At 71.9% G+C, this 23,726-nt stretch carries 21 protein-coding genes and 1 tRNA gene; 7 read left to right on the top strand and 15 right to left on the bottom strand.

All coding sequences use genetic code 11. The annotated features are described in order from the left end of the window. The first annotated feature begins 63 nt into the window (after positions 1-63). Positions 64-612: an IclR family transcriptional regulator gene (locus tag ADJ73_RS10270; RefSeq protein ID WP_253272540.1), complete on the top strand. Its 549-nt coding sequence runs from the start codon at positions 64-66 to the stop codon at positions 610-612. 134 nt (positions 613-746) lie between these two features. Here the strand turns inward: ADJ73_RS10270 and ADJ73_RS16980 are convergent, their stop codons facing one another. From ADJ73_RS16980 to nrdR, 3 genes are all read right to left on the bottom strand, one after another. Next, positions 747-899 (bottom strand): hypothetical protein, encoded by a 153-nt coding sequence (locus tag ADJ73_RS16980; protein ID WP_156188203.1) that lies wholly within the window; start codon positions 897-899, stop codon positions 747-749. 295 nt (positions 900-1,194) lie between these two features. After that, positions 1,195-4,110 carry a vitamin B12-dependent ribonucleotide reductase gene (locus tag ADJ73_RS10265; RefSeq protein ID WP_050348188.1) on the bottom strand — a complete coding sequence of 972 codons (2,916 nt, stop codon included), beginning with the start codon at positions 4,108-4,110 and terminating at the stop codon, positions 1,195-1,197. A 148-nt stretch (positions 4,111-4,258) separates the two neighbouring features. Next, the gene (gene nrdR, locus ADJ73_RS10260) at positions 4,259-4,753 is read right to left on the bottom strand and encodes a transcriptional regulator NrdR (protein ID WP_050348187.1); all 495 of its coding nucleotides are present in this window, start codon (positions 4,751-4,753) and stop codon (positions 4,259-4,261) included. A 656-nt stretch (positions 4,754-5,409) separates the two neighbouring features. Here nrdR and ADJ73_RS16975 point away from each other — a divergent pair. The 3 genes from ADJ73_RS16975 to ADJ73_RS10250 all read left to right on the top strand — a co-directional run bounded on the left by ADJ73_RS16975 (position 5,410) and on the right by ADJ73_RS10250 (position 7,137). Then, positions 5,410-5,565 (top strand): hypothetical protein, encoded by a 156-nt coding sequence (locus tag ADJ73_RS16975; RefSeq protein WP_156188202.1) that lies wholly within the window; start codon positions 5,410-5,412, stop codon positions 5,563-5,565. Positions 5,566-5,746: 181 nt separating this feature from the next. Beyond that, positions 5,747-6,298, top strand: coding sequence for a DUF6318 family protein (locus ADJ73_RS10255; RefSeq protein WP_050348186.1), 552 nt, complete (start codon positions 5,747-5,749; stop codon positions 6,296-6,298). Between the two features lie 374 nt (positions 6,299-6,672). Continuing rightward, complete coding sequence (locus ADJ73_RS10250; protein ID WP_156188201.1) at positions 6,673-7,137, top strand: hypothetical protein; 465 nt, start codon at positions 6,673-6,675, stop codon at positions 7,135-7,137. Positions 7,138-7,262: 125 nt separating this feature from the next. Here the strand turns inward: ADJ73_RS10250 and ADJ73_RS10245 are convergent, their stop codons facing one another. Then, complete coding sequence (locus tag ADJ73_RS10245; protein WP_082176908.1) at positions 7,263-7,655, bottom strand: LysM peptidoglycan-binding domain-containing protein; 393 nt, start codon at positions 7,653-7,655, stop codon at positions 7,263-7,265. Positions 7,656-7,911: 256 nt separating this feature from the next. Here ADJ73_RS10245 and lexA point away from each other — a divergent pair, with 256 nt between their 5' ends. Together lexA and ADJ73_RS10235 are read left to right on the top strand one after the other, a co-directional pair. Next, positions 7,912-8,610: a transcriptional repressor LexA gene (gene lexA, locus ADJ73_RS10240; protein ID WP_050348183.1), complete on the top strand. Its 699-nt coding sequence runs from the start codon at positions 7,912-7,914 to the stop codon at positions 8,608-8,610. An 84-nt stretch (positions 8,611-8,694) separates the two neighbouring features. Next, positions 8,695-10,155 carry an aldehyde dehydrogenase family protein gene (locus ADJ73_RS10235; RefSeq protein ID WP_050348182.1) on the top strand — a complete coding sequence of 487 codons (1,461 nt, stop codon included), beginning with the start codon at positions 8,695-8,697 and terminating at the stop codon, positions 10,153-10,155. On the opposite strand, the gene ADJ73_RS10230 is transcribed toward ADJ73_RS10235, so the two are convergent. Further along, positions 10,143-11,492: a patatin-like phospholipase family protein gene (locus ADJ73_RS10230; RefSeq protein WP_050348181.1), complete on the bottom strand. Its 1,350-nt coding sequence runs from the start codon at positions 11,490-11,492 to the stop codon at positions 10,143-10,145. The two genes, ADJ73_RS10235 and ADJ73_RS10230, sit on opposite strands and share 13 nt — an antisense overlap. A 63-nt stretch (positions 11,493-11,555) precedes the next feature. Beyond that, on the bottom strand, positions 11,556-12,437 hold the full coding sequence (locus ADJ73_RS10225; protein WP_253272725.1) for an NAD-dependent protein deacetylase: 882 nt from the start codon (positions 12,435-12,437) through the stop codon (positions 11,556-11,558). 91 nt (positions 12,438-12,528) lie between these two features. Here ADJ73_RS10225 and ADJ73_RS10220 point away from each other — a divergent pair, with 91 nt between their 5' ends. Continuing rightward, on the top strand, positions 12,529-13,446 hold the full coding sequence (locus ADJ73_RS10220; protein ID WP_050348180.1) for a LysR family transcriptional regulator: 918 nt from the start codon (positions 12,529-12,531) through the stop codon (positions 13,444-13,446). A gap of 38 nt (positions 13,447-13,484) precedes the next feature. Here ADJ73_RS10220 and ADJ73_RS10215 read toward each other — a convergent pair whose 3' ends face one another. The 9 genes from ADJ73_RS10215 to ADJ73_RS10175 form a co-directional block, all read right to left on the bottom strand. Beyond that, on the bottom strand, positions 13,485-16,139 hold the full coding sequence (locus ADJ73_RS10215; RefSeq protein WP_156188200.1) for a DNA internalization-related competence protein ComEC/Rec2: 2,655 nt from the start codon (positions 16,137-16,139) through the stop codon (positions 13,485-13,487). Beyond that, complete coding sequence (locus ADJ73_RS10210; RefSeq protein WP_253272539.1) at positions 16,136-17,122, bottom strand: helix-hairpin-helix domain-containing protein; 987 nt, start codon at positions 17,120-17,122, stop codon at positions 16,136-16,138. Before ADJ73_RS10210 ends, ADJ73_RS10215 begins: the two co-directional genes overlap by 4 nt. A gap of 232 nt (positions 17,123-17,354) precedes the next feature. Continuing rightward, on the bottom strand, positions 17,355-18,215 hold the full coding sequence (locus ADJ73_RS10205) for a DegV family protein (protein ID WP_050348177.1): 861 nt from the start codon (positions 18,213-18,215) through the stop codon (positions 17,355-17,357). Between the two features lie 3 nt (positions 18,216-18,218). Further along, positions 18,219-21,152: a leucine--tRNA ligase gene (leuS, locus tag ADJ73_RS10200; RefSeq protein ID WP_050348176.1), complete on the bottom strand. Its 2,934-nt coding sequence runs from the start codon at positions 21,150-21,152 to the stop codon at positions 18,219-18,221. Positions 21,153-21,466: 314 nt separating this feature from the next. Further along, positions 21,467-21,539: transfer RNA gene (locus tag ADJ73_RS10195), tRNA-Ala, on the bottom strand. Between the two features lie 130 nt (positions 21,540-21,669). Beyond that, a complete protein-coding gene (locus tag ADJ73_RS10190; RefSeq protein ID WP_050348175.1) occupies positions 21,670-22,320 on the bottom strand; it encodes a histidine phosphatase family protein in 651 nt (216 codons plus the stop codon). Between the two features lie 3 nt (positions 22,321-22,323). Further along, entirely contained in the window at positions 22,324-22,764 is a 441-nt protein-coding gene (rsfS, locus tag ADJ73_RS10185) for a ribosome silencing factor (RefSeq protein WP_082176906.1), read from the bottom strand. Further along, positions 22,761-23,414, bottom strand: a complete 654-nt coding sequence (gene nadD, locus ADJ73_RS10180; RefSeq protein ID WP_050348174.1) for a nicotinate-nucleotide adenylyltransferase — start codon at positions 23,412-23,414, stop codon at positions 22,761-22,763. Before nadD ends, rsfS begins: the two co-directional genes overlap by 4 nt. 17 nt (positions 23,415-23,431) lie before the next feature. Further along, positions 23,432-23,650, bottom strand: a complete 219-nt coding sequence (locus ADJ73_RS10175; RefSeq protein ID WP_050348173.1) for a hypothetical protein — start codon at positions 23,648-23,650, stop codon at positions 23,432-23,434. Positions 23,651-23,726 lie beyond the last annotated feature (76 nt).

The raw sequence follows: 23,726 nt of genomic DNA, 5'->3' as shown, positions 1-23,726 counted from the left end.
GCTCTTACTCTCGCAGGGTATCTGCGCTACCAGGACGGTGAGTACTCCCTTGGGCCCACTCTGATGGAGCTGGGTTTCCGGGCCGTCGAGGCCAACCCCGTCACGGCCCTCGCCCGCCCCATCCTGCAGGGGCTCGTGGACGCCCAGCACGACACCGTGCACCTGGGTGTGCGCGACGAGGACGCCGTCCTCTATCTGGACAAGATCTCGGGGTCCCGGGGTGCCGAGATGCGCTCCCGGGTCGGCCAGCGCATGCCCCTGACCCGGACCGGTGTCGGCAAGGCCCTGCTGATCGACGCCCCTGGCCAGTGGGCCGACCTGCACGACCGCGACCACGCCGGGCCGGTCACCGCACAGTCACGCGAGGACTTCCTGCGGCGGATGAGCACGTATGCCGATGCCGGCGTCGCCTGGGATCTGGAGGAGAACGAGGTGGGCATCCGTTGCGTCGCCGCACCTGTGCGCGACGCGTCGGGATCGATCGTGGCCGCGATCAGCATGTCCGCGACCAATCCCTACATGCCCGCCGCGCGGATGCGCGCGCTGAGCGGCGTCATGCGGGAAACCGCGCACGCCATCTCCCGGACCCTCGGCCATCAGGTGCACACCTGAGCCGAGCAGGTTCAACCAGACCTCAGGGCGACATGACGTCGGTTGCCGGTCGCCACCTGGGCCCGCAGCACTGAGCCCCCGTCGTCGACGGGGGCCTCAGTGGTCCGGTGCGCTCGGGGCGCGCCTGGCTCGGCTCAGACGGGCTCGACCTCCGGTGCGGTGCGGGCCCGCGCGTGGGCGTAGCGCTCGTAGTGGTCCAGCACGTCGTGGCAGACCTGCTCGCCGGTGTAGCCGAAGACGTCATACGTGACGCCGGTGCGCAGGGCGACCTGCAGCTGCGTGATCATGTCGTCCGCCTTGATCATCCGGGAGCCAGAGCTCGGACACAACGCGTGGCCTGTGGTTACCAGTTTCGCCAAAACTGGTAACCACAGGAACTGAACGACGCCAGTATCTGGCCTGCGGTCGAGCACGAGACCGTGCCCCGGGGTCATGTGCGGCGTCACATGGTCCGTCTCGTCGCGTCGGGGTCGTGGTCGAGTCGCGGGTGCAGGCGGTGGACCTTGCTCAACCGTCAACGTGGCACTGGGCCCCGCGGGAACGAATTCCCACGGGGCCCAGGGCGATCGGCCTGGTCGGCGATCAGCTGCAGCCGGAGGTGCTGCCGCAGCCCTCGCACACGTAGCACGAGCCGGCGGGACGCATCTTGGTGCCGCAGGTCATGCAGATCGGCGCGTCGGAGGCCATGCCCTGCAGCTTCTCCATCAGCTCGGCGGACGAGTGGATCTCCTGGGAGACCTCACGGGCGTCGGCGGCGCCGGCACCGGACTTCACCTCGGCCGGGCGGGCGTGCGAGGCGCCGAACCGCTCGCTCGCCTCGCGGGCCTTCTCCTGGGGCGTCTTGGAGGTGGCGACGTCCTGCTGGATCTCCTCGTCGTACTCGCTGTCGTCCTCGTCGGAGGTCGGCTCGTAGGACCCGGTCTCGAGCTGGCGGGCCCGCTCCTCCGCGGAGTAGATGCCCATCATCGAGCGCGTCTCGAAGTCGAGGTAGTCCAGCGCCAGGCGACGGAAGACGTAGTCCATGATCGACTGCGCCATCCGGACGTCCGGGTCGTCGGTCAGGCCGGCCGGCTCGAAGCGCTGGTTGGTGAACTTGTCGACGTAGGTCTCCAGCGGCACGCCGTACTGCAGGCCCACGGACACGGCGATGGAGAAGGCGTCCATGACACCGGCCAGGGTGGAGCCCTGCTTGCCGAACTTCAGGAAGAGCTCACCGAGGCCGTCGTCGGGGTAGGACCCGGCGGTGAGGTAGCCCTCGGCCCCGCCGACGGAGAACGAGATCGTCTGCGAGGGACGACGCTTGGGGAGGCGCTTGCGGGTCGGGCGGTAGATGACCTTCTCGACCACCTTCTCCTCGGCGCGCTCCTCGATGCGGTCCTCGGTCTTCTTCTTTGCGTCGGACAGCGGCTGACCGACCTTGCAGTTGTCGCGGTAGACGGCGAGCGCCTTGAGGCCGAGCTTCCAGCCCTGCACGTAGACGTCCTCGATCTCCTCGACCGTGGCGGACTCGGGCAGGTTGACGGTCTTGGAGATCGCGCCGGACAGGAACGGCTGGCACGCGGCCATCATGCGCACGTGGCCCATCGGGGAGATGGCGCGGGCGCCCATCGCGCAGTCGAAGACCTCGTAGTGCTCCGGCTTGAGGCCGGGGGCGTCGATGACGTGGCCGTGCTCGGCGATGTACTCGACGATGGCCTCGATCGACTCCTGCTGGTAGCCGAGCTTCTTGAGAGCGCGCGGGATCGTGAGGTTGACGATCTGCATGGACCCGCCACCGACGAGCTTCTTGAACTTCACCAGGGAGAAGTCGGGCTCGATGCCGGTGGTGTCGCAGTCCATCATGAAGCCGATGGTGCCGGTGGGGGCCAGCACGGAGGCCTGAGCGTTACGGAAGCCGTGCTTGTCGCCGAGCGCGAGGACGTCGTCCCACGCCTTGGTGGCGAGGTCGTGGATGGAGGAGTCCATCTCGTCCAGGGTCTTGACCTCGGCGTTGGCGTCCCGGTGCTGGGCCATGACCCGCTTGTGCGCGTCGGCGTTGCGGGCGTACCCGGCATACGGCCCGACCACGGCGGCGAGCTCGGCGGAGCGCTTGTAGGAGGCGCCCGTGAGCAGGGAGGTGATGGAGGCGGCGAGGGCGCGGCCCCCCTCGGAGTCGTAGCCGTGGCCGGTCGCCATCAGCAGGGCGCCGAGGTTGGCGTAGCCGATGCCCAGCTGACGGTAGTCCCGCGTCGTCTCGCCGATCGACTCGGTCGGGAAGTCGGCGAAGCAGATGGAGATGTCCATCGCGGTGATCACGAGCTCGGCGACCTTCTGGAAGGTGCGGGCGTCGAAGGTGTCGTCCTCGCGGAGGAACTTCAGCAGGTTGAGGGAGGCGAGGTTGCAGGAGGAGTTGTCGAGCGACATGTACTCCGAGCAGGGGTTGGACGCGGTGATGCGGCCGGTCTCGGGGTTGGTGTGCCAGGCGTTGATGGTGTCGTCGTACTGGATGCCGGGGTCGGCGCACTCCCAGGCGGCCTTGGCGATCTTCTGCAGCAGCGCCCGGGCGTCGACACGTTCGATGACCTCGCCGGTCATCCGGGCGCGCAGGCCGAAGTCGGTGCCGTCCTCGACGGCCTGCATAAACTCGTCGGAGACGCGGACGGAGTTGTTGGCGTTCTGGTACTGCACGGACACGATGTCCTTGCCGCCCAGGTCCATGTCGAAGCCGGCGTCGCGCAGCGCGCGGATCTTGTCCTCCTCGCGCGCCTTGGTCTCGACGAACTCCTCGATGTCGGGGTGGTCGACGTCCAGCACGACCATCTTGGCGGCGCGACGGGTGGCGCCGCCCGACTTGATGGTGCCGGCGGAGGCGTCGGCGCCGCGCATGAAGGAGACAGGGCCGGAGGCGGTGCCGCCGGAGGACAGCAGCTCCTTGGAGGAGCGGATGCGGGAGAGGTTGAGGCCGGCGCCCGAGCCGCCCTTGAAGATGAACCCCTCCTCCTTGTACCAGTTGAGGATCGAGTCCATCGAGTCGTCGACCGACAGGATGAAGCAGGCGCTGACCTGCTGCGGGCTGGCAGTGCCGACGTTGAACCACACCGGGGAGTTGAAGCTGAAGACCTGGTGCACCAGCGCGTAGGTGAGCTCGTGCTCGAAGATCTCGGCGTCCTCGGGAGTCGCGAAGTAGCCATGATCCTTGCCCGCCTTGGCGTAGGTGAGCACGACGCGGTCGATCAGCTGCTTGAGGCCCTGCTCACGCTTGTCGGTGCCGACGGCGCCGCGGAAGTACTTGGTGGTGACGATCGTCGACGCGTTGACGGACCAGAAGTCGGGGAACTCCACGCCGTGCTGCTCGAAGATCGTCTCACCGGTCTTCCAGTTGGTCTGGACGACGTCGCGCTTCTCCCAGGTCACCTCGTCGTAGGGGTGGACGCCGGGCGTGGTGAAGATGCGCTCGATGGTGAGGCCCTTCTTGGCCGACTTGCGTGCTCCGGAGCGTGCGCCGACGGTCTCGGTCATGGTCCTGACTCCCTGGTTGAAGGTGGCGGTTGGTCTGGTGCGGGTCCCCGTCACACGGCGTGGCGAGGCTGTGGAGCTGGGGTGGAGGCGGGCTCTGGCGTCATACGGTCAAGTGTGGGGGTGACCACTGACAAGCCCTGCTGACCTGCTAGGACGTGCTGGGTGGACGGGTCGGGGTGGGTTCGTGGCCGGTCGGCTCACGCTCGGCGCGCAGCACCGCGATCGCCGCCTCGAAGTCCTCGAGCGACTCGAAGGCCTGGTAGACGCTGGCGAACCGCAGGTAGGCGACCTCGTCGAGCTCGCGGAGCGGCCCGAGGATCGCCAGCCCCACCTCGTGGGCGTCGATCTCGGCGTGACCCTGGGACCGGATGGACTCCTCCACGCGCTGCGCCAGGCGGGCGAGGTCGTCCTCGTTGACCGGGCGCCCCTGGCAGGCCTTGCTCACGCCGTCCTGGATCTTCGCGCGGCTGAAGGGCTCGCTGGCCCCCGACCGCTTGATGACCGTCAGGCTGGCAGACTCCACCGTGGTGAACCGCCGCTGGCAGGCGGGGCACTGACGGCGGCGACGGATGGCGGAGCCGTCGTCCGTGGTGCGGCTGTCGATGACGCGGCTGTCGGTATTGCGGCAGAACGGGCAGTGCACGGTGACTCCTCCCCCGGGTGGCCTGTGGACGGTGCTGTGGATGTCCTGTTGACAACCTGTGGTTAACGAGCCCCAGCCTGGGGACTACATGTGGACGACTTACATCCGTGTAACCACTAGATGTAGTGATCTTATGCCCGTGATGCGCACGTGATCAAACAGGTCACCCGCGTGCCGTGTCGCCGCAGGTCATGCGGCGTGTTGCACCCATCGTGGCTGCGGCTTCACTCTGCGTGATGGGTTGGTGTGGTCGGGCTGGACCGCCTGGGGGGCCAGGTGCGGCGAGGGGGTTGGGCGGCGGGCGCCACCGCACCGGGTGGGAAGCACCACCGACGACGGCGGTCGAACCCACCCAGTGGCGTCGGGGCGCCATCTGGCCGGCCTCCGCGGCCGGACCGGGTGGGAAACACCACCGACGACGGTGGTCGAACCCACCCAGTGGCGTCGGGGCGCCAGCTGGCCGGCCTCCGCGGCCGGACCGGGTGGGAAACACCACCGACTACGACGGTCGAACCCACCCAGTGGCGTCGGGGCGCCAGCTGGCCGGCCTCCGCGGCCGGACCGGGTGGGAAACACCACCGACTACGACGGTCGAACCCACCCAGTGCTGCGGGGCGCGCCGGACTGTCCGGACCCGGGCGTCGTACGCTGCCGCCATGGACCGTCGAGCCACGACCCCGCTCCTGATCGGCCTGCTCTGTTTCGCGGCGGCCATGCTCATCCGCAACAGCGGCATGCGCGGGCTGCTCGTCATGGTTGCCGCTGGGTGCCTCATCTACGCCGTCTCGGTGATGACCAAGGACCGCCGCTAGCCCGCACGTCCGAGTTATCCACAGATGCCCGTATGACGACAACCCCGCCGGCCGCAGCCCGTCTAGGCTCGCTGACATGCGTGGACATCGACGTCGTGGCACCCTCACCGCCCTGGCCCTGACTGCTGCCCTGACAGCATGCTCGAGCACCTCCGCCCCACGGTCGAGCCCGACGCACGAGATGCCGCCGACCACGGCCGGCAAGCCCGTGAGCGCCAGCGCATCCGCAAGCCCCAGCGGGAGCGCCAGCACGACCCCGACCGCCAGCGCTACCATCAGCGGCGCCGCCGGGTCATCCTCGCCAGCTGGCGGGCCGGCCGCCATCCCCGCAGCCGCCCGCGCGCACACCCCCGAGGGCGCCGAGGCGTTCACCCGGTACTGGGTGACCACGGTCAATTCCTCCTGGCGCTCCGCGAACGGTGCAGCGATTAGGGCATTGAGCGCTGGCGACTGCGCGGGATGCACCAGCCTCGCCAAGGACGCAGATCGCTTCATGATCGAACATCGCCGGGTGGAATCGGACCCGTTGTCTCTCATATCGATCAAGCCCCTGGGGACGGACGAGCTCGACCGGACGCGGATACTCCTTGTCACGGAGCAACTGCCAGTCAAAATCATGAACGCGGACGGATCGACCTATCAAACGCTGCCTAGGACGATCAACAAGTCTGACCTGGCGCTCCAGTACACCGGTTCCGGTTGGCGAGTCGCGGAAGTCGGGAGCCCAGGATGACGGCCTGGGTGGTCGCCTTGGTGAGCGCTGATGGTGGGGGGTGGTCAACGCATGGGTCATTGACAGGAGGGGGCGCACAGATCCGCGCTCGAATCACCAAACCAGCCGAGATCGCTCATCGTCCCGCGCCGGCCAGATCTAGCGACAACGTCGCCCCGGAGGCGACACCACGCCAACCGACGTACAGCACCCATAGCGCCCTGGTAACGCCGATCGCCCCATATCGCCTGAGCAGGCCGCTGTTGAAGGCGGACAGCCCGTCGGAGTGGACGCTGGCGGTCCCCGGTTCCATCCCCGACCCCGCCACGCCCGCAGCACCAGGGCCTGCCCCCGCGCCGGCGGCGCCAGGCCAGCCCGCTCCCCCGCCCCAGCCGGTGCTCACCGAGGCAATGATCGTGCAGGCCTTCACCAACACGCCGTTCGCCAAGCCGCAGGCCAACGTCCAGCCGGTGGGTGGACGCACCCTCGTGACGCTGCCCACCTACGTGGAGCTCACCTGGGAGGCTGCGGGATACGAGCCCGGGGAGGTGAACACCGTCGGCCTCCTCGGCCACCGCGTGGCGATCCGGCCGGTGGGCGTCCGCTACGTCTACGACTTCGGTGACGACGGCGTGGTGGGACCCACGCCCAGCATGGGAGGCACCTACCCGAGCGGCGACGTGAAGCATGCCTACACCAAGGCGGGACGCTTCGAGATCGGCATCACCGCCACCTATGCCGGGGAGTACAGCGTCGACGGTGGCGCCTGGACACCCATCGCCAGCACCGTGGACATCCCCGGCCCCGCGCAGCCGATCGACGTGCGCACCAGCCGCAACGAGCTCGTGGACCAGGGATGACGACCCGTCGCGTCGCGGCGGTCACACCCCCTGATGTGACCGCCACGACGCAGGTCCTCGCCCTGACGGCGCGTCAGGTGGTCCAACGCGCGGCCTTCCGCCGGGAGTTCCCGGCGACGATGCGGCTACGGCGCAGGGACGACCAGCCGCTGACCGGCCATGACCTGGTCGGACGGCAGGTGGTTGGCCGCGACGAGCTGGAGCACTGCCTGGTCGGTGCGGACCGAGGGCATCTCCCGAGCCGCGATCTGCGACAGCGACTCCCCCGTGGCGACCGTCACGGAACGGGCGGGGCCGGCAGGCGCCGCAACCGCCCAGGCGCTCCACGCCGAGGCTGCGGCCAGGGCGATCAGCACCAGCACGGTCATGGTCAGGGCAAGACGACCGCGACGGGTGATCCGAGGACGGCGGCGTGCCCGCTCGGTCACGTCGTCACCGGTCGGCACCAGACGCAGGTGGGGACGACCGGGCGCGCATGCCGGGGCGACCGGGTCGCTCCACGCAGCTGCTGCACTCATCGTGTCCTCCTTCTCCGGCGAGCCGGGGTGGCTCGCTCATTCGTTCGATAGAACGCGTGTACGAACGTACCGCATTCCCGGGGGCGAGGGGAAGACTCGCGTCGAACTTGTGTTTGAAACGTCCAATCGACCCCGATAGCCTGGTGGCCACGGGAGATACTCAAGCAGGGACCACTGACATACCCCCTCGGAGAGTGCTTCCGAGACACGAGATCCGCAGGTCAGAGCCCTGTGGCGACAGCGAGGAGCGAGACCCATGGCCAAGGTGACGACCTTGCCGGACCGGGACGGCCGCGACGGCCTGACCGCCCGGCAGCGCAAGATCCTGGAGTTCATCCGCAACACGGTCGAGCGGCGCGGTTACCCGCCGAGCATCCGCGAGATCGGTGACGCGGTGGGCCTCGCCAGCGTCAGCAGCGTCTCCCACCAGCTGCTCACCCTCGAGCGCAAGGGCTACCTGCGGCGCGACCCCAACCGCCCGCGCGCCATCGAGGTCGTGGCCCCCGAGTGGGCGCCGGAGGCCTTCCACTCCACGATCGACGACAGCGTGGACGTCACCGCGTCGGGGGACCAGCGGCCGGAGGCGTCATACGTCCCGGTCCTGGGTCGCATCGCCGCCGGTGTCCCGATCACGGCGGAGGAGGTCGTCGAGGACGTCTTCCCGCTCCCCCGTCAGCTGGTGGGCGAGGGCCAGCTCTTCCTGCTCAAGGTGGTCGGCGACTCCATGGTCGACGCGGCGATCTGCGACGGGGACTGGGTCGTGGTGCGGCAGCAGCCCGACGCGGACAACGGCGACATCGTCGCCGCCATGCTCGACGGCGAGGCGACCGTTAAGACCTTCAAGCGCAAGGACGGTCACGTGTGGCTGCTGCCGCACAACCCCGCCTTCGAGCCCATCGACGGCGACCAGGCCACGGTGCTCGGCAAGGTCACCGCGGTCCTGCGCGCCGTCTGATCCGTCCGTCGGCACCCGCGACGAGCCGGGCCCGCGGATGGCAGGCTGGGCGCACACACCCACCCGACGATGAGTGAGGCCCGCATGACCAGCTCCACAACCGCGCCGTGGGAGCGCGCCATCTGGACCGGCTCCTGGACGGACGGCTCCGGGGAGCCGTCACCCGTGACGGACAAGGCCACCGGCGAGACGCTCGGGCACGTGGGGACCGCCTCCCCCGCCGACCTGGACCACGCCGTCGAGCGTGCCCGGGCGGCGCAGCGCGCCTGGGCCGCCCAGCCCTACCCGGCCCGAGCCGCCGTGATGCTCAAGGCCGCCCAGCTCCTCGAGGCCGAGCCCGAGCGGCTGCAGCCCTGGCTGGTCCGCGAGGCGGGATCCGGTCAGGGCAAGGCTGCCTTCGAGGTCGGGCTCGTCGTCTCCGAGCTGCAAGAGGCCGCCGCGACCGCGTCGGCGCCCTACGGCGAGGTCCTGCGCTCGATGAAGCCGCGCCTCTCCCTCGCGCGCTACGTCCCGTATGGCGTGGTCGGCGTCATCTCGCCGTTCAACTTCCCGGCCATCCTGTCGATGCGCTCGGTCGCTCCGGCGCTCGCGCTGGGCAACGCGGTCGTCCTCAAGCCCGACCCGCGCACCAGCGTCGCCGGCGGTATGGCGCTCGCCCAGCTCCTCGCCGACGCCGGGCTCCCGGAGGGGCTGCTGCACGTCCTGCCCGGCGGGGCCGACCTCGGGGAGGCCCTGGTCGCCCACCCGCAGGTGCCGTGCCTGTCCTTCACGGGGTCCACCGCCGCCGGCCGGCGGATCGGCCAGGCCGCGGCCGGCCTGCTCAAGCAGGTGCACCTCGAGCTGGGCGGCAACAACGCGCTGCTCGTGCTGCCCGACGCCGACGTCGAGGCCGCCGCGTCGGCCGGCGCGTGGGGCTCGTTCCTGCACCAGGGCCAGATCTGCATGACCGCAGGCCGGCACCTCGTGCCGTCCTCCCTGGCCGAGGACTACGCGCGGCTGCTCGCGACCAAGGCCGACGCCCTGACCGTCGGTGACCCCACCGACCCCACCAACGCCCTGGGCCCGATCATCGACGAGCGCCAGCGGGACCGCGTCCACGACATCGTCCGGCGGGCGGTCGACGCCGGCGCCCGCGTCGAGGCCGGCGGCACCTACGACGGGCTGTTCTACCGCCCCACCGTCCTGACGCATGTCGCGCGGGACAGCGTCGCCTTCACCGACGAGATCTTCGGCCCGGTCGCCCCGATCACCACCTACGACACGGTGGACGAGGCCATCGAGCTCCTCAACGCGAGCGAGTACGGCCTGTCCGTCGGGGTGCTGACGGGGGACGCGATGGCGGCATACGAGCTCTCGGACCGCATCGAGACCGGCATGCTGCACATCAACGACCAGACGGTCGACGACGAGGCGGTCATCCCCTTCGGCGGGATCAAGGCGTCCGGCAGCGGCGGTCACTTCGGCGGCGCGCGGGCCAGCCTCGACAGCTTCTGTCACCTGCAGTGGGTGACGATGCAGAGCCGGATCGCGACCTACCCCTTCTGACCGGCCCGATCGGCGCGCCACGGGCCTCGGCCCAGCACGGTGCGCCGGTCGGACCCCCGCACCGCCGCGAGGGCGACCTGCGGGGATGCGACCTCGGGGTGCGGCGCCCGCGCGGGGACGTCGCTCGCGATCAGCTCGGGGGCGTGCTCGCGCACCAGCGCGTCGGTCACGAGGTAGCCGTGCCGCTCCAGCACCTGCTGCTCGCCGACGCTGAAGCCGTCGAGGTCGGTGCGGATCGCGTTGACGGCCTCGACGACGTCCCGCGGGTAGCCGATGACCTCGTCGAGCCCCCAGGTCGCGCCCGCGATCTCGCCGCGCTGCATCGAGGAGTGCAGCCAGCGGACGCGCACCGACGTGCCGCCGTCGCCGGCGATCTGGACGGTCCGCAGCATCAGGCCGAACGGCGTGCGCGTGGACCGCGCCCGGAAGACCCCGCCTCCGTCGGACACCAGCACGGTGGCGTGGTCCTTCCACACCGGCTCCAGCCCAAGGTTGTCGTAGACCCCGCCGTCGGACAGCGGGATGCCGGCCAGGATCGCCTGGCGGGTGGCCGCGGTCTCCCGCCCCGGCGTGCCCCCTTGCAGCCCCAGAGCGCGTCCGTCGATCCGTCGTGGGCCGAAGACCGGCGGGAACGCGCAGGACGTCGCCACCACGTCAGCCACCCGCAGCCACGCCGGCGGCGGGGCGAAGCCCACGCGGTAGTCCCCCATCCAGCCGTACGGCGCGACCGCAGTCGGGTCCCAGAAGCGCCAGTCGACGCCATACGCGATGTCCGTGGCGCCCGTCACCGTGGCCGGTCCCGCGACGCCGACCTCCGCGAGCGGGGTGCTCCACCACTCCACCGCCTGCGCAAACCGGTCGGCCATCGCCCGCACGCCCCCGTCCTGCACGAACCACCGGTCGGGTCGCAGCCGCCCGAGGATCGCGGGGGTGCGCACGTTGGTGCCGGCGAGGCGCCGCAGCGGCTCGGCCACGTGGTCCTCGAAGCCCCCCACACGCGGGTCCGCGGAGCCGGGTCCCGGCCACCGCAGCCGCGGGTCGCACAGCAGGTTGGCGATGATGGAGCCTCCGGACACCCCCGAGACGGTCCGCAGGCCGCCGAGGATGCCCAGCTCGTCGAGCCGTCGCAGCGACCCCAGGTGGAACAACGCGGCCCGGAAGCCGCCCCCGGACAGGCACAGCCCGGCGCCGTGCCGCCCGGCCCACGGGACGACGGGCGGCTGCCCCAGATCCACGCCGGGACGCTGGTGCTTGCCCGCCTCCACCTGGTCCGTGGCGGCCCGCACGGCCTGCGGCGCCGGCTCGAAGCGGTAGCGCTCCCTAGCGGTTTCGCTCATGGGGTCACCTCATCACACGGCACCGACAAACCCCGCGTATGCCGCTTCGCCCGTCACTCGGCGTCAGGTCAGGCCGAGGGGCAGGCCGGTGGCGTACTCCCCGTCCACCACGGGCCCGAAGTCCTCCTCGATGCCGAGCCGCGTCGCGATGCCGGTGAGGGCGGGGCCGAGCGGCGCGTCGAGCTGCCAGGACGCCTCGTCGTCACCCCGGGTGCGGCCCCGGGTGATGATCGCCACCGGGATCCCGAGGGCGTGCGCGCGGCGGACGAACCGGTAGCCGCTCATCACCTTCAGGCTCGACCCCAGCACCAGCAGCGCCTCGGCCGCCTCGACCCGGCGGTAGGACTCGTCGACCCGGTCGCGGGGCACGGGTTCGCCGAAGAACACGACGTCCGGCTTGAGGGTGTCGGCGCCGCAGACGACGCACCGGGCCAGGTGGAACCCCCCCACGACGGCGTCCGGCAGCGCGATGTCCCCGTCCGGGCGCACCTCGTCGCTGCGGACCTGGAAGCCCGGGTTGGCCTCCGTCAGCCGCCGCTGGACCTCCTCGCGGCTGGTGCGGTCCTCGCAGGTCAGGCAGCGCACCACCGCGAGAGTGCCGTGCAGCTCGAGGACGCGGGTGGACCCGGCCTCCTGGTGCAGACCGTCGACGTTCTGGGTGATGACGTCGGTGATCAGGCCGGTCCGCTGGAGGGCCGCGAGCGCGCGGTGCCCGGCGTTGGGCCGGGCCGCCGAGAACCGCTCCCACCCGACGAAGGCCCGCGCCCAGTACCGCTGCCGGGCGGCGCTGGTGCCGGTGAACTCGGCATACGTCATCGGCTGCACGCGGCGCTGACCGTCGGGGCCGCGGTAGTCCGGGATCCCCGACTCGGTGCTCATCCCCGCCCCCGTGAGGGCGACGACGCCACCGCTGTGCACCAGGCGGGCGAGCTGGTCGAGGATCATCGCGTGCACGGCTCCATTATGAGCACGCCGATCCATAGGCTGACGTGCAGATCACAGACGATTTTATAACTCACCGTTATAGACTGGCCTCATGATCGATGCCGCGGGACTCCGAGTCATGAAGGCCATCGCCGACGAGGGCAGCTTCACCGGCGCGGCGGCCGCCCTGGGCTACACGCAGCCGGCCATCTCCCAGATGGTGCGCCGCCTCGAGCAGCGCACCGGCACCGTCCTGATCGACCGGATCGGCCGGCAGGTGCGGCTGACCGAGGCCGGCCAGGTCCTGGCCCGGCACGCCGGCGGGGTGCTGTCCGCGCTCGACGCCGCGGAGGAGGAGGTCGCCGCGATCGCGGGGCTGCGCGCGGGACGGGTGCGGCTGATGTCCTTCCCGTCGGCGACCGCCACCATCGTCCCCGGCGCTCTCGCGGAGGTGCACCGCGCCCACCCGGACCTGACCGTCACCTTCAGCGAGAACGAACCCCCCGAGGCGATCGCGGCACTGCGGGCCGGGGAGTGCGACCTGGTCGTCGGGTTCACCTACGAGGGCACGTCGGTGCCGGCGGACGACGCGGACCTGGACCTGCTCGTCACCACTCCCCTGCTGGTCGACGAGGTGCGGCTGGCGATGCCCGCGGACCATCCGCTGGCCCGGCAGCAGGTGGTGCGGATGGCCGATCTCGGCGACGAGGCGTGGATCGCGGGCTGCCCGCGATGCCGGGTGCACATGGTCGGGCTGGCCTCGGACTCGGGGTTCACGCCCAACCTGAGCTTCGAGACCGAGGACTACGTCGCGCAGCTCGGGCTCGTGGGAGCCGGCCTCGGCGTCGCCCTGATCCCCGACCTGATGCTGCGGCGCGCCAGCAACCCCGACGTCGCGATCCGGGACATGGAGCCCGCGTCCCGGCGCCACATCCTCGCGATCACCACGCCGGACCTGCAGAAGGTGCCTGCGGTCAAGGCCACGATCGAGGCGTTGCAGCACAGCGCCTGCGCGTTCCAGCAGTCCTGACCCCGAGGATCCGGCCTTCACCACCGGGCCGCCCCACCTCACCGGCCACGCCGGGCCAGCCGCAGCGTCGGGCCGTGGCCCAGCACCGCGAGATCACCCGACTCGTCCGTGCGCGCGACCTGGTAGCCGCCTCGACGCAGCGTCTCCAGCGCTGAGGGCGCCGGCTGACCGTAGTCGTTGTCGAGGCCGACGCTGATCAGCGCCAGCGGGGCGTGCAGCTCGGCCAGCAGCCGCTGGTCCTGCTTGGCAGACCCGTGGTGCGCGACCTTGAGCACGTCCAGGTCGGGGTGCCGGGCCAGCTGCGTCCACGCGGTCCGCACGTCCGCAGCGGCCTCGGTCTCGATGTCGCCGGTCAGCAGCAGGGTGGTCCCCGCGACGTCCGCGAGCAGCACGACGCTCGCGTTGTTGGCGACCGATCCCTCCCGGATCTGCCGGCGCGGACCGAGCACGGTGGCCTGCACCTCCCCGAACCTCAGCTCGTCCCCCGCCCCGACCACGACCGGCGTCAGGTGGTGCGCGGCTGCGGCCCGGTCCACGATGCGCGCCTGTGCCTCCGGGTCGCGCGTGGCCGTCACCAGCAGCGTCGACACCGGCCAGCCGTCGAGCACCTCCTCCGCCCCGCCGCTGTGGTCGTTGTGGAAGTGCGTCAGCAGCAGCGCGTCGATCTGTCGGATCCCCAAGCGCCCCAGACAATCTCGTATGCCGGATCGCGGCGTGCCGGTATCCACCACCACCGCTCGTCCCTCACCCGACCGCAGCACAATGGCGTCCCCCTGGCCGACATCGCAGACCACGGCCCGCCAACCGGCGACCGGCCAGGTCGCGCTGGTGGTCGGCATGGTGAGCGCGACGACGAGCAGCACCAGCGCCACGACGAGCACCGGGCGGGCACGCCCCCACCAGGCGATCCGCGGCCCCCCGACCACGGCGACCAGGGTGATCGCAGCCAGCAGCGCAGCGCCCGGTGGGCCGCCGGGCCACGGCACGGCGTTGTGCGGCACGTCGGCCGCCAGCCGGGCGATGCGGGCGATCAGCCACGCCGGCAGCGCCGCCGGCCACGCGAGCAGGTGTGCCACGGGCACGCTCACCACCGCCACGAGCGCGGTGGCGATGCCGAGCACCGTCGTCGGTCCCACGAACGGCGCCGCCGCCAGGTTGGCGGGCACCCCGACCAGGCTGACGCTGGGCTGCAGCAGGATCGTCACCGGGCCGCACATCACTTGGGCCGCGAGCGGGATCGCCAGCGCCGGACCCCAGCTCCGGATCGGGCCGGGCAGGAACCGTCCGATCGCCTCGCCCCACGGGGTGGCGAAGAGCAGCAGGCCGAGCGTCGCCAGCGTGGACAGGGCGAAGCCGTAGGAACGGGCCAACCACGGGTCGTAGCACAGCAGCACCACGATGGCGGCCCCGAGGGCCGGAAAGGCCGCCCGGTGCCGGTTGGCCGAGATGCCGATCACGCCGACGGCGCCCATCGCGGCAGCGCGCACCACGCTCGGCTCGGGCCGTGCCAGCACCACGAACCCGGCCAGCCCGACCAACGCCACCACCGGCCGGAGCCGCCGAGGCAGCCCGACCACCCCGCACAGACCGGTGAAGGCCGCCAGGACCACGCTGACGTTGGAACCCGACACGGCCGACAGGTGGCTCATCTGCACGGCCGTCATCGCGGTCACGAGGTCGGGCGGTGTCAGGGAGGTGTCGCCGATGACGAGCCCCGGGACGAGACCGGCCGCATCCTCGGGAACACCGGCGACCGCGTCCCGCAGCCCGGCCCGCACCCGCTCGGCACCCTGCACCACCGCCGACGCCTCGACGGTCACCCGGGGCGGGCCCCGGACCTGCACGATCGCCGTGACGTCATCACCGGGCTGGGCCGGCTGCAGCCTGCCCAGCACGTCGACCTGCTGCCCCCACCGGACGGCCTTCCACCGGTCGTCACCGAAGGCCAGCACCGGCGTCGACAGCTGGCTGGTCGCGCCGCGGGCGGTCAGGGAGGTGAGACGCAGCCGGACCATCGTCTTGGACGCCCGCTCCGACCCGCCACCGACCGTCCGGGGGTCGGAGACCACCTCGGCCTGCAGCCTGCCCACGGCCCGCTGGTCCGCGAGCTCGTCCAGCGAACCCGCGCCCCGTAGCCCCCGGTGCCCCGCCACGGCACCAACGGTCAGGGCGACCACGACGCCGCACAGCGCCACGGTCGCGGCCCCCCGGGCGGAACGCCGACGAGCCACGAGCAGCGCCCCGCCGGCACTCGTGGCGACGACCGCGGCCAGCAGCCAGGGCGGAGCCGCGAGCAGCGCCGCGGTCGTGGCCCACGCCACGCACGCCGGCAGCAGCAGTCGCAGGTCCGACGGGGTGGAGGGACGGATGTCCTCCAGCCACCGCGACGGTCTGCGCGGCCCGGACGAGGCCGGGCTCAGGCCCGCGGCCTTGCGGACCATCCGGCGGCGCTCCCGGCGACGCACCTCGGCGATCTCCTGGGCAGCCCGCTCCTGGGCGGCCCGCTCGTGCGCGGCTCGCTCGCGGCCAGCCCGCTCTTGGGCGGCCCGCTCCTGGGCGGCCCGCTCGTGCGCGGCTCGCTCGCGGCCAGCCCGCTCTTGGGCGGCCCGCTCGTGGACACCTCGTTCGTGAGCGTCTCGCTCCTGCGCGGACGCGTCAGCCGGCGCCCTCCCGGGGGATCGTTGCCCCCTCATGTCCGGACCAGGGCGCGCAGCCGCTCCAGCATCTTGGGCCCGATGCCCTGCACCTCGCCCAGCTCGTCGACGCTGCTGAACCGACCGTGCTGCGCGCGCCACTCGAGGATGCGCGCGGCGATGGCCGGGCCGACGCCCGGGAGCGCGTCGAGCTGCTCGGCGGTGGCTCGGTTGAGGTCCACCGGGGCGCCCGCCCCGGGCGGTCCACCCCCGGCCGCTCCGGGGACGCCAGTGGCGCCGGTGCCGGAGGCCGGTTGGTTCGCGCCAGCCGGGGGCGCCTCCCCCGGCCGCGGCACGAAGACCAGCTCCCCGTCCACCAGCACCCTGGCCTGGTTGAGCGCCGCCAGGTCGGCGCCGGGCAGCGGTCCCCCGGCCGCGGACAGCGCGTCCACCACTCGGGACCCGGCTCCCAGCCGGACCACCCCGCGGCGACGCACCTGACCTCCGACGTCGACCACCACGCCGGTCGTCGTCGCTGCCGGGGTGGCACTCCCCGACGCGGGCGCGCCCGGCGGCGTCGCCTTGTGGACGCCCTCCGTGGGGGCCGCTACCGACGTGGCCGGCGCCACCGGCTGCGGCTCGCCCTGGCTGCGCGCCAGCGCGACCCGGATGCCGAACCCGACCCCGGCCACGACCAGGACGAGCAGCACCGCCAGCACCGCCGTCCACCGCGGTTGCCACCGGGCATCGGCCAGGCGTGAGGGCCAGCTGAGCGCCGGCGGGGCGGGCGGCCGGTGCCTGCCTGGGTCGGCCGGTGGTTGCGGCGAGCGGCGACCTCGAGCCGCTAGGGCCTCGGCACCGTGCAGCTTCTCCAGCACGTTGTCCGGCATGGTCGCCGGCCCGACCGGGGTCTCCTCCAGGTCGAGCCACCAGCGAGGCGCACCCGGCACCTCGCGCGAGGCCCGTTCGGGCTCCGCCGGCGACCGAGGGCCCGCGAGCCGCGCCAGGCGGTCGAGGTCGGGAGGAGGCGGTCGTCGTCGCATGCTCACGACGCTAGGGACGGACTCGGCGCCTCACCACGGCGGCATCCGGGGCTGTGGACAGCTCGACGGTGGTCGCGGCCGCCTGTGGACAACCACGCTCAGGTGCGAGGTCGGAGCCCGCAGACCGGCCCGCCCCGCAGACCGGCCAGCCCTGCCGAGCGTCCCGCCCCCGCAGAGCGGCCCGCCCCCGCAGAGCGACTCACCCCGGCAGAGCGCCCCGCCCCCTCACGTGTCAGGGACGAGGCGCCACGACCACCGCGGTCGTGCCGGGCCCGACGTGGCAGGCCGCCACCGGTCCGAGGACCTCGACCCCGATGCTCGTGCCCTCGGGGCAGCGCGCGGTCAGCGCCTCCACGATCTCGTCCGCCCGCAGGTCGGCGTCCAGCTGGTGCACGGTCACGTCCGCCCCGTGCGGGGCAGCCTCGGTCGCGGCCACGGACCGGTCGATCATCTGCTTGACCGCGCGCGTGGCGGTGCGGACCTTGGCCACCGGCTCGATGCGCCCGTCGTCGAGGGAGAGCAGCGGCTTGATGGCCAGCGCGGTGCCGAAGAACGCTGCGGCGCCCCCGATCCGGCCGCCCTTGCGCAGGTAGTCGAGCGACTCGACGCAGAAGGTCAGCGTCGTGTCCTCGGCCCGACGGCGCGCGGCACGACCCGCCTCGGCCGCGCTCGCCCCCGTCTCGACCAGCCGGGCTGCGGTCAGGATGGCGTGCCCCATCCCCATGCCGATGGAGCGGGAGTCGATCACCTCCACCGGGATAGGGGCCCGCGAGGCGGCGAGGACGGCGGCCTCGATGGTCCCGGACAGCTCCGAGGACAGGTGCACGGACAGCACCTCCTCGCAGCCCCTCTCGGCAGCGCGGCGGTAGGCCTGCAGGAAGTCCGCCGGCGACGGCCTCGAGGTGCCGAGCTTCTTGGCCTTGCGCAGGATGTCGGGCAACGCGTCCGGGGCGATGGTCCCCTCGACGTACTGCCGCCCGTCGGCGACGAGCACCAGCGGCACCACGTCGATGCCGTGGTCGGCCACCGACTCGGCCGCCAGGTAGGCGGTCGAGTCGGTGACGAGCCCCACGGAGGGGAAGAGCGTCGTCATGGGTCAGCCTGCGACGATGTTGACCAGCTTGGGGGCCCGCACGATGACCTTGCGCACGGTCTTGCCCTGGAGCAGCTCCTGGATGCGCTCGCTCGCGAGCGCCGCCGCCTCGAGGTCGCCCTCGCTGATGTCGGCGGCCACCTCGAGCCGGTCGCGGACCTTGCCCAGCACCTGCACGACGCAGGTCACGGTGTCGTCGACGAGCAGCGCCGGGTCGGCCTCCGGGAACGGCTGGTGCACCACCGACGACTCGTGCCCGAGCCGGGACCACAGCTCCTCGGCGAGGTGCGGGGCCACCGGCGCCACCATGAGCACCAACGCCTCGGCGGCCGCGCGGGGCACGGCGTCCAGCTTGGTGAGCGCGTTGTTGAGCTCGATCAGCCGGGCGATGGCGGTGTTGAAGCGCAGCCCGTCGTAGTCGCGCGCCACCTGGTCGATCGTGCGGTGCAGCAGGCGGCTCGTCGCGAGGTCCGGCTCGCCGGGGCCGACGTGCACCTCCCCGGTCTGCTCGTCGACGACGTTGCGCCACAGCCGCTGCAGGAACCGCTGCGACCCGACGACCGCGCGGGTCTCCCACGGCTTGCTCAGCTCGAGCGGTCCCATGGCCATCTCGTAGACGCGGAAGGTGTCGGCGCCGTACTCGTCATACATCTCGTCCGGGGAGACGACGTTCTTGAGGGACTTGCCGATCTTGCCGAACTCGCGGTGCACGACCTTGCCATGCCAGGTGAAGACGCCGTCGGCGCTCTCGGAGACCTCGGTGGCCGGCACGGGCTGACCCCGGTCGTCGCGGTAGGCGGCGGCCTGGATGTAGCCCTGGGAGAAGTAGCGCCGGAACGGCTCCTCGGAGGTCAGGTGGCCGAGGTCGTGCAGCACCTTGACCCAGAAGCGGGCGTAGAGCAGGTGCAGCACCGCGTGCTCGACGCCACCGACGTAGAGGTCCACGCCGCCTGGGTCGAGCGCACCCTCGGGTGCGCCGGCGACGGGGGTCGGCCGCGGCCCCATCCAGTAGCGCTCGACCTCGGGGTCGACGAGAGCGGCAGCGTTGGCCGGGTCGAGGTAGCGCAGGAAGTACCAGCACGAGCCCGCCCAGTTGGGCATGGTGTTGGTCTCGCGGCGGTAGCGCTGCACGCCCCGCCCGTCACCGAGGTCCAGCTCGACCTCGACCCAGTCACGAGCTCGCGACAGCGGCGGCTCCGGCTCGGAGGAGTCGTCGTCGGGGTCGAAGGTCTTGGGCGCGTAGTCCGGGATCTCCGGCAGCTCCAGCGGCAGCATCGACTCGGGCAGCGCGTGGGCCACGCCGTCCTCGTCGAAGACGATGGGGAACGGCTCGCCCCAGTAGCGCTGCCGGCTGAAGAGCCAGTCGCGCAGCCGGTAGGTCACGGTCCCCTGCCCGCGACCCGTGCGCTCCAGCCACGCGATCATCGTCGCCTTGGCCTCGTCGAGACCCATCCCGTCCAGGCTCACCTCGTCGTTGCGGGAGTTGACGGCGACCCCGGGAGCGACATACGCCTCGCCGTTGTTGACCGAGCCGGGCCAGGGGTCGCGGTCCGCGGGCGCGACCACGTCCACGATCGGGATCATGAACTCCGTCGCGAACTCGAAGTCCCGCTCGTCGTGCGCGGGCACCGCCATGATCGCGCCGGTGCCGTAGCCCATCAGGACGTAGTCGGCGACGAAGATCGGGACCTGCCGCCCGTCGACCGGGTTGGTCGCGTAGGCGCCGGTGAACACGCCCGTCTTGGTCTTGTCGTCCATCTGTCGCTCGACGTCGCTCTTGCGCGACGCCGCGAGCTGGTATGACGAGACCGCCTCGCCCGGCGTGTCCGCACCACCGGTCCAGTGCACGGGGATGTCGCTCGGCCACCGGTCGGTGACCAGCTCGGCGAGGAGCGGGTGCTCGGGCGCCAGCACCATGAAGGTGGCGCCGAAGAGCGTGTCGGGACGCGTCGTGAAGACGTCGATGGGCTGGCCGGCCGGGCCCGTGAAGGTGACGCGCGCGCCGTGCGAGCGGCCGATCCAGTTGCGCTGCATGGTCTTGACCTTCTCGGGCCAGTCCACGCGGTCCAGGTCGTCGGCGAGCCGGTCGGCGTAGGCGGTGATCCGCATCTTCCACTGGCGCAGCGCCTTGCGGAAGACCGGGAAGTTGCCCCGCTCGGAGCGGCCGTCGTTGGTGACCTCCTCGTTGGACAGGACGGTCCCGAGGCCGGGCGCCCAGTTGACGGGCGCCTCGTCGGCGTAGGCCAGGCGGTGGCCGTCGACCACCGTCGCCCGCTCGGCCTCGCTCAGCTCGCCCCAGGCGCGGCCCGCGAAGTCGCCCGTCAGCGGGCGCGACCCGTCGGCCAGCGACGGCAGCAGCTCGGCGATGGGGCGCGCCTTGCCGAGGCCCCCGTCGGGCCGGACGGCGGACTCGTCATACCAGCTGTTGAAGATCTGCAGGAAGATCCACTGGGTCCAGCGGTAGTAGTCGGGGTCGATGGTGCGGATCGCGCGCCGGTCGTCGTGCCCGAGGCCGAGGCGGCGCAGCTGGCGCGCCATGATGACGATGTTGTCCTCGGTCGTCTTGCGGGGGTGCTGGCCGGTCTGCACGGCGTACTGCTCGGCGGGCAGGCCGAAGGCGTCGTAGCCGAGGCAGTGCAGGACGTTCTTGCCGGTCATGCGGTGGTAGCGGGCGTAGACGTCGGTCGCGATGTATCCCAGCGGGTGCCCGACGTGGAGGCCCGCGCCGCTCGGATAGGGGAACATGTCGAGGACCAGCAGCTTCTGCGCGTGGGTGAGCGGATTGTCCGGCTCGGCCCACGGACCCGCCGGGTTGGGCGCGTGGTAGGTGCCGTCCTGCTCCCAGCGGTCCTGCCAGCTGGTCTCGATCTGCCCGGCCAGCGCGGCGGTGTAGCGGTAGGGGTGCTCGTCGCGCGTCGTCTCGGCCGTGTCCGTCATCGTCTGTCTCCCTGGGTCCTCGGTGTGGCTCGCTGCTCCGGACACACAAACGCCCCTCGCTCAGGGAGGGGCAGCCGCGCTGGTCGTCCGACGTGGTCAGCGCGGCCCGACAAGGAGCTGCTGATGGGCCACCGGCCCAGGCTACCGCAGGGTGCGGGTCGGCCTCGTGGCGCGCCCGTATGCCGAACCGCCCGCCCCTCCCGACCACCGTGTCGGCCCGGAGCGCTTCGGCCCGGGGAACTTCGGCCCGGAGAACTTCGGCCCGGAGAAAGACGAATGCCCCGCCGAGGCGGGGCATCTGTCGTGCTGGTGGGTGGAGCTGAGGGGATTCGAACCCCTGACCCCCTCCATGCCATGGAGGTGCGCTACCAACTGCGCTACAGCCCCTCACAGGACGGATCCCGTGGGTTGACGCTCGCGGGCTCACGCTCGCGGCGACTGGATTACTTTAGCCAGAGTTCACCGCCGCGACCAAATCGACCGGCCGGTCGGGAGCCACGCCCCGCCGGCCACCTCCTCAGCGCTCGGTCGGCCAGGGCGCGCCCTCGACCGCGTCGGGGGCGCCGAGGTTCCAGGCGTCGATGCGCCAGCCGCCGGAGCGCACCTGGCCGAGCTCGGCCCAGTGGCAGTTGCGCAGCCCCCCGAGCTGCAGCCAGGCCTGCTTCTGCGGCAGGCCGACGAGCTCCGCAGCGAGCGCCCGAGCGGCGACGCCGTGCGAGACGATCACCGCGATCCCGTCCTCGGGGAGGCGGTCGATCACGTCGAGGGCGCCCGCGAGGGTCCGGGTTGCCACCTCGGCCACCGACTCCCCCGTGCCGCCCCGCCTGAAGTCGTCGCCGGTGAGCATCCGCTCGGCCTCGACGGGATACTCCGCCCGCACCTCGTCCCCCGAGCGGCCCTGCCACTCCCCGACGTGGATCTCGCGGAACCGCTCGTCCCGCTCCACCTCGACGCCCAGCAGCTCCCCCACCAGGTCGGCGGTGGCGGCGGCCCGCGCCAGGTCCGAGGAGACGACGAGGTCGGGTCGTCGCGCCGCGATCAACGGCGCCGCGGCTCGCGCCTGCGCGACGCCGACGTCCGACAGCGCCACGTCCAGCTGCCCCTGCCAGATCCCGGCTGCGTTGTGCCCGGTCTCGCCGTGGCGCAGCACGATGAGTCGACGCGCCATGGGTCAGTCGCGCAGGCCCGGCCACCCGGTGAGGCGGGCGGGGGCGTCGGCATACGGGTCGTCCTCGTCCTCACGACCGGAGGGGTCGGGGAGCTCGAGGTCGACGACCGGGCAGTCCTTCCACAGCCGCTCCAGGCCGTAGAACTCGCGCTCGTCGGTGTGCTGCACGTGCACGACGACGTCGACGAAGTCGATGAGCACCCACCGACCGTCCTTCTCGCCCTCGCGGCGCACCGGCTTGGCGCCCAGCTCGCGGAGCTTGTCCTCGACCGCGTCGACGATCGCGCGGACCTGGCGATCGTTGGGCGCGGAGGCCAGGACGAAGATGTCGGTCAGCGCCAGCTGGTCGCTGACGTCCAGGGCGATGATGTCGCGGGCACGCTTGTCGTCCGCCGCGAGGGCGGCGGCCTTGGCGAGCTCGAGAGCACGCGGGGTGGCGGTCACGCAGGATCCTCCGTGGTGGGTGTGCTGGTGGGGCGCGGCCCCGTGGAGATGCCCGACAACGCCGGGTCGCCGGACACCGAGGGCACCGCGCTGGCGTAGAGGGTGTACTTGTTGATGTGCTGGACGACGCCGTCGGGCACGAGGTACCACACCGGCTTGCCCTCGGCCACGCGCTGGCGGCAGTCGGTCGAGCTGATCGCCATGGCCGGGACCTCGGTGAGGCTCACCCGGTCCTGCGGCAGCCCGGACTCGCTGAGGTGGTAGCCGGGCCGGGTGACCCCGATGAAGTGCGCCATGCCGAACATCTCGTCGACGTCCTTCCACGACAGGATCTTGGACAGGGCGTCGGCGCCGGTGATGAAGAACAGCTCCGCGTCGGGGTTGAGCCGGCGCAGGTCGCGCAGCGTGTCGATGGTGTAGGTCGGCCCCTCCCGGTCGATGTCGACCCGGGACACCGAGAAGCGCGGGTTGGAGGCCGTCGCGATGACGGTCATCAGGTAGCGGTGCTCGGGGGGCGAGACCGACGCGGCGTCCTTCTGCCAGGGACGACCCGTCGGGACGAAGACGACCTCGTCGAGGTCGAACAACGCCTGGACCTCGCTCGCGGCGACCAGGTGACCGTGGTGGATGGGGTCGAAGGTCCCACCCATCACGCCGATGCGCAGGCTCAGGAGTGCGCTCCCGGCGAGGTGTGGCTGCCGTGCGTCGCGTCGCTGACCCCACCCTGACCGAGCTTGGCGGCGGTGTTGCGGAACGCCCAGGTGATGGCCAGCAGCGCCATGAACACGGTCAGCGCCAGCACGCCGAACCAGAAGTCGGCGAAGGGCAGGGTCATGGCGTTCTCGGCGTGGTGCTCACCCTCGGCGAGGATCAGGGCAGAAGTCATGGGGTCATGTTACCCGTATGCCGCAGCCACGCCGCGAAACGCCGGGGCTGGATCGAGGCGGGATCGGGGCGGGCGG

Source organism: Arsenicicoccus sp. oral taxon 190, assembly GCF_001189535.1.
Lineage (GTDB): Bacteria > Actinomycetota > Actinomycetes > Actinomycetales > Dermatophilaceae > Arsenicicoccus.
The sequence above is the reverse complement of the archived record's forward strand: the minus strand, read 5'-3'. Positions and strand labels throughout refer to the sequence as shown.

Bases quoted from the DNA above. Each gene is read 5' to 3' on its own strand.
- lexA (WP_050348183.1), top strand. From the start codon at position 7,912: ATGGCCAAGGTGACGACCTTGCCGGACCGGGACGGCCGCGACGGCCTG.
- ADJ73_RS10255 (WP_050348186.1), top strand. From the start codon at position 5,747: ATGCCGCCGACCACGGCCGGCAAGCCCGTGAGCGCCAGCGCATCCGCA.
- ADJ73_RS10175 (WP_050348173.1), bottom strand. From the start codon at position 23,650: ATGACTTCTGCCCTGATCCTCGCCGAGGGTGAGCACCACGCCGAGAAC.
- ADJ73_RS10210 (WP_253272539.1), bottom strand. From the start codon at position 17,122: ATGCGACGACGACCGCCTCCTCCCGACCTCGACCGCCTGGCGCGGCTC.
- ADJ73_RS10265 (WP_050348188.1), bottom strand. From the start codon at position 4,110: ATGACCGAGACCGTCGGCGCACGCTCCGGAGCACGCAAGTCGGCCAAG.
- ADJ73_RS10205 (WP_050348177.1), bottom strand. From the start codon at position 18,215: ATGACGACGCTCTTCCCCTCCGTGGGGCTCGTCACCGACTCGACCGCC.
- ADJ73_RS10220 (WP_050348180.1), top strand. From the start codon at position 12,529: ATGATCGATGCCGCGGGACTCCGAGTCATGAAGGCCATCGCCGACGAG.
- ADJ73_RS16975 (WP_156188202.1), top strand. From the start codon at position 5,410: ATGGACCGTCGAGCCACGACCCCGCTCCTGATCGGCCTGCTCTGTTTC.
- ADJ73_RS10215 (WP_156188200.1), bottom strand. From the start codon at position 16,139: ATGAGGGGGCAACGATCCCCCGGGAGGGCGCCGGCTGACGCGTCCGCG.
- ADJ73_RS10245 (WP_082176908.1), bottom strand. From the start codon at position 7,655: ATGAGTGCAGCAGCTGCGTGGAGCGACCCGGTCGCCCCGGCATGCGCG.
- ADJ73_RS16980 (WP_156188203.1), bottom strand. From the start codon at position 899: ATGATCACGCAGCTGCAGGTCGCCCTGCGCACCGGCGTCACGTATGAC.
- ADJ73_RS10270 (WP_253272540.1), top strand. From the start codon at position 64: ATGGAGCTGGGTTTCCGGGCCGTCGAGGCCAACCCCGTCACGGCCCTC.
- nadD (WP_050348174.1), bottom strand. From the start codon at position 23,414: ATGGGTGGGACCTTCGACCCCATCCACCACGGTCACCTGGTCGCCGCG.
- ADJ73_RS10230 (WP_050348181.1), bottom strand. From the start codon at position 11,492: ATGAGCGAAACCGCTAGGGAGCGCTACCGCTTCGAGCCGGCGCCGCAG.
- ADJ73_RS10190 (WP_050348175.1), bottom strand. From the start codon at position 22,320: ATGGCGCGTCGACTCATCGTGCTGCGCCACGGCGAGACCGGGCACAAC.
- ADJ73_RS10235 (WP_050348182.1), top strand. From the start codon at position 8,695: ATGACCAGCTCCACAACCGCGCCGTGGGAGCGCGCCATCTGGACCGGC.
- leuS (WP_050348176.1), bottom strand. From the start codon at position 21,152: ATGACGGACACGGCCGAGACGACGCGCGACGAGCACCCCTACCGCTAC.
- ADJ73_RS10225 (WP_253272725.1), bottom strand. From the start codon at position 12,437: ATGATCCTCGACCAGCTCGCCCGCCTGGTGCACAGCGGTGGCGTCGTC.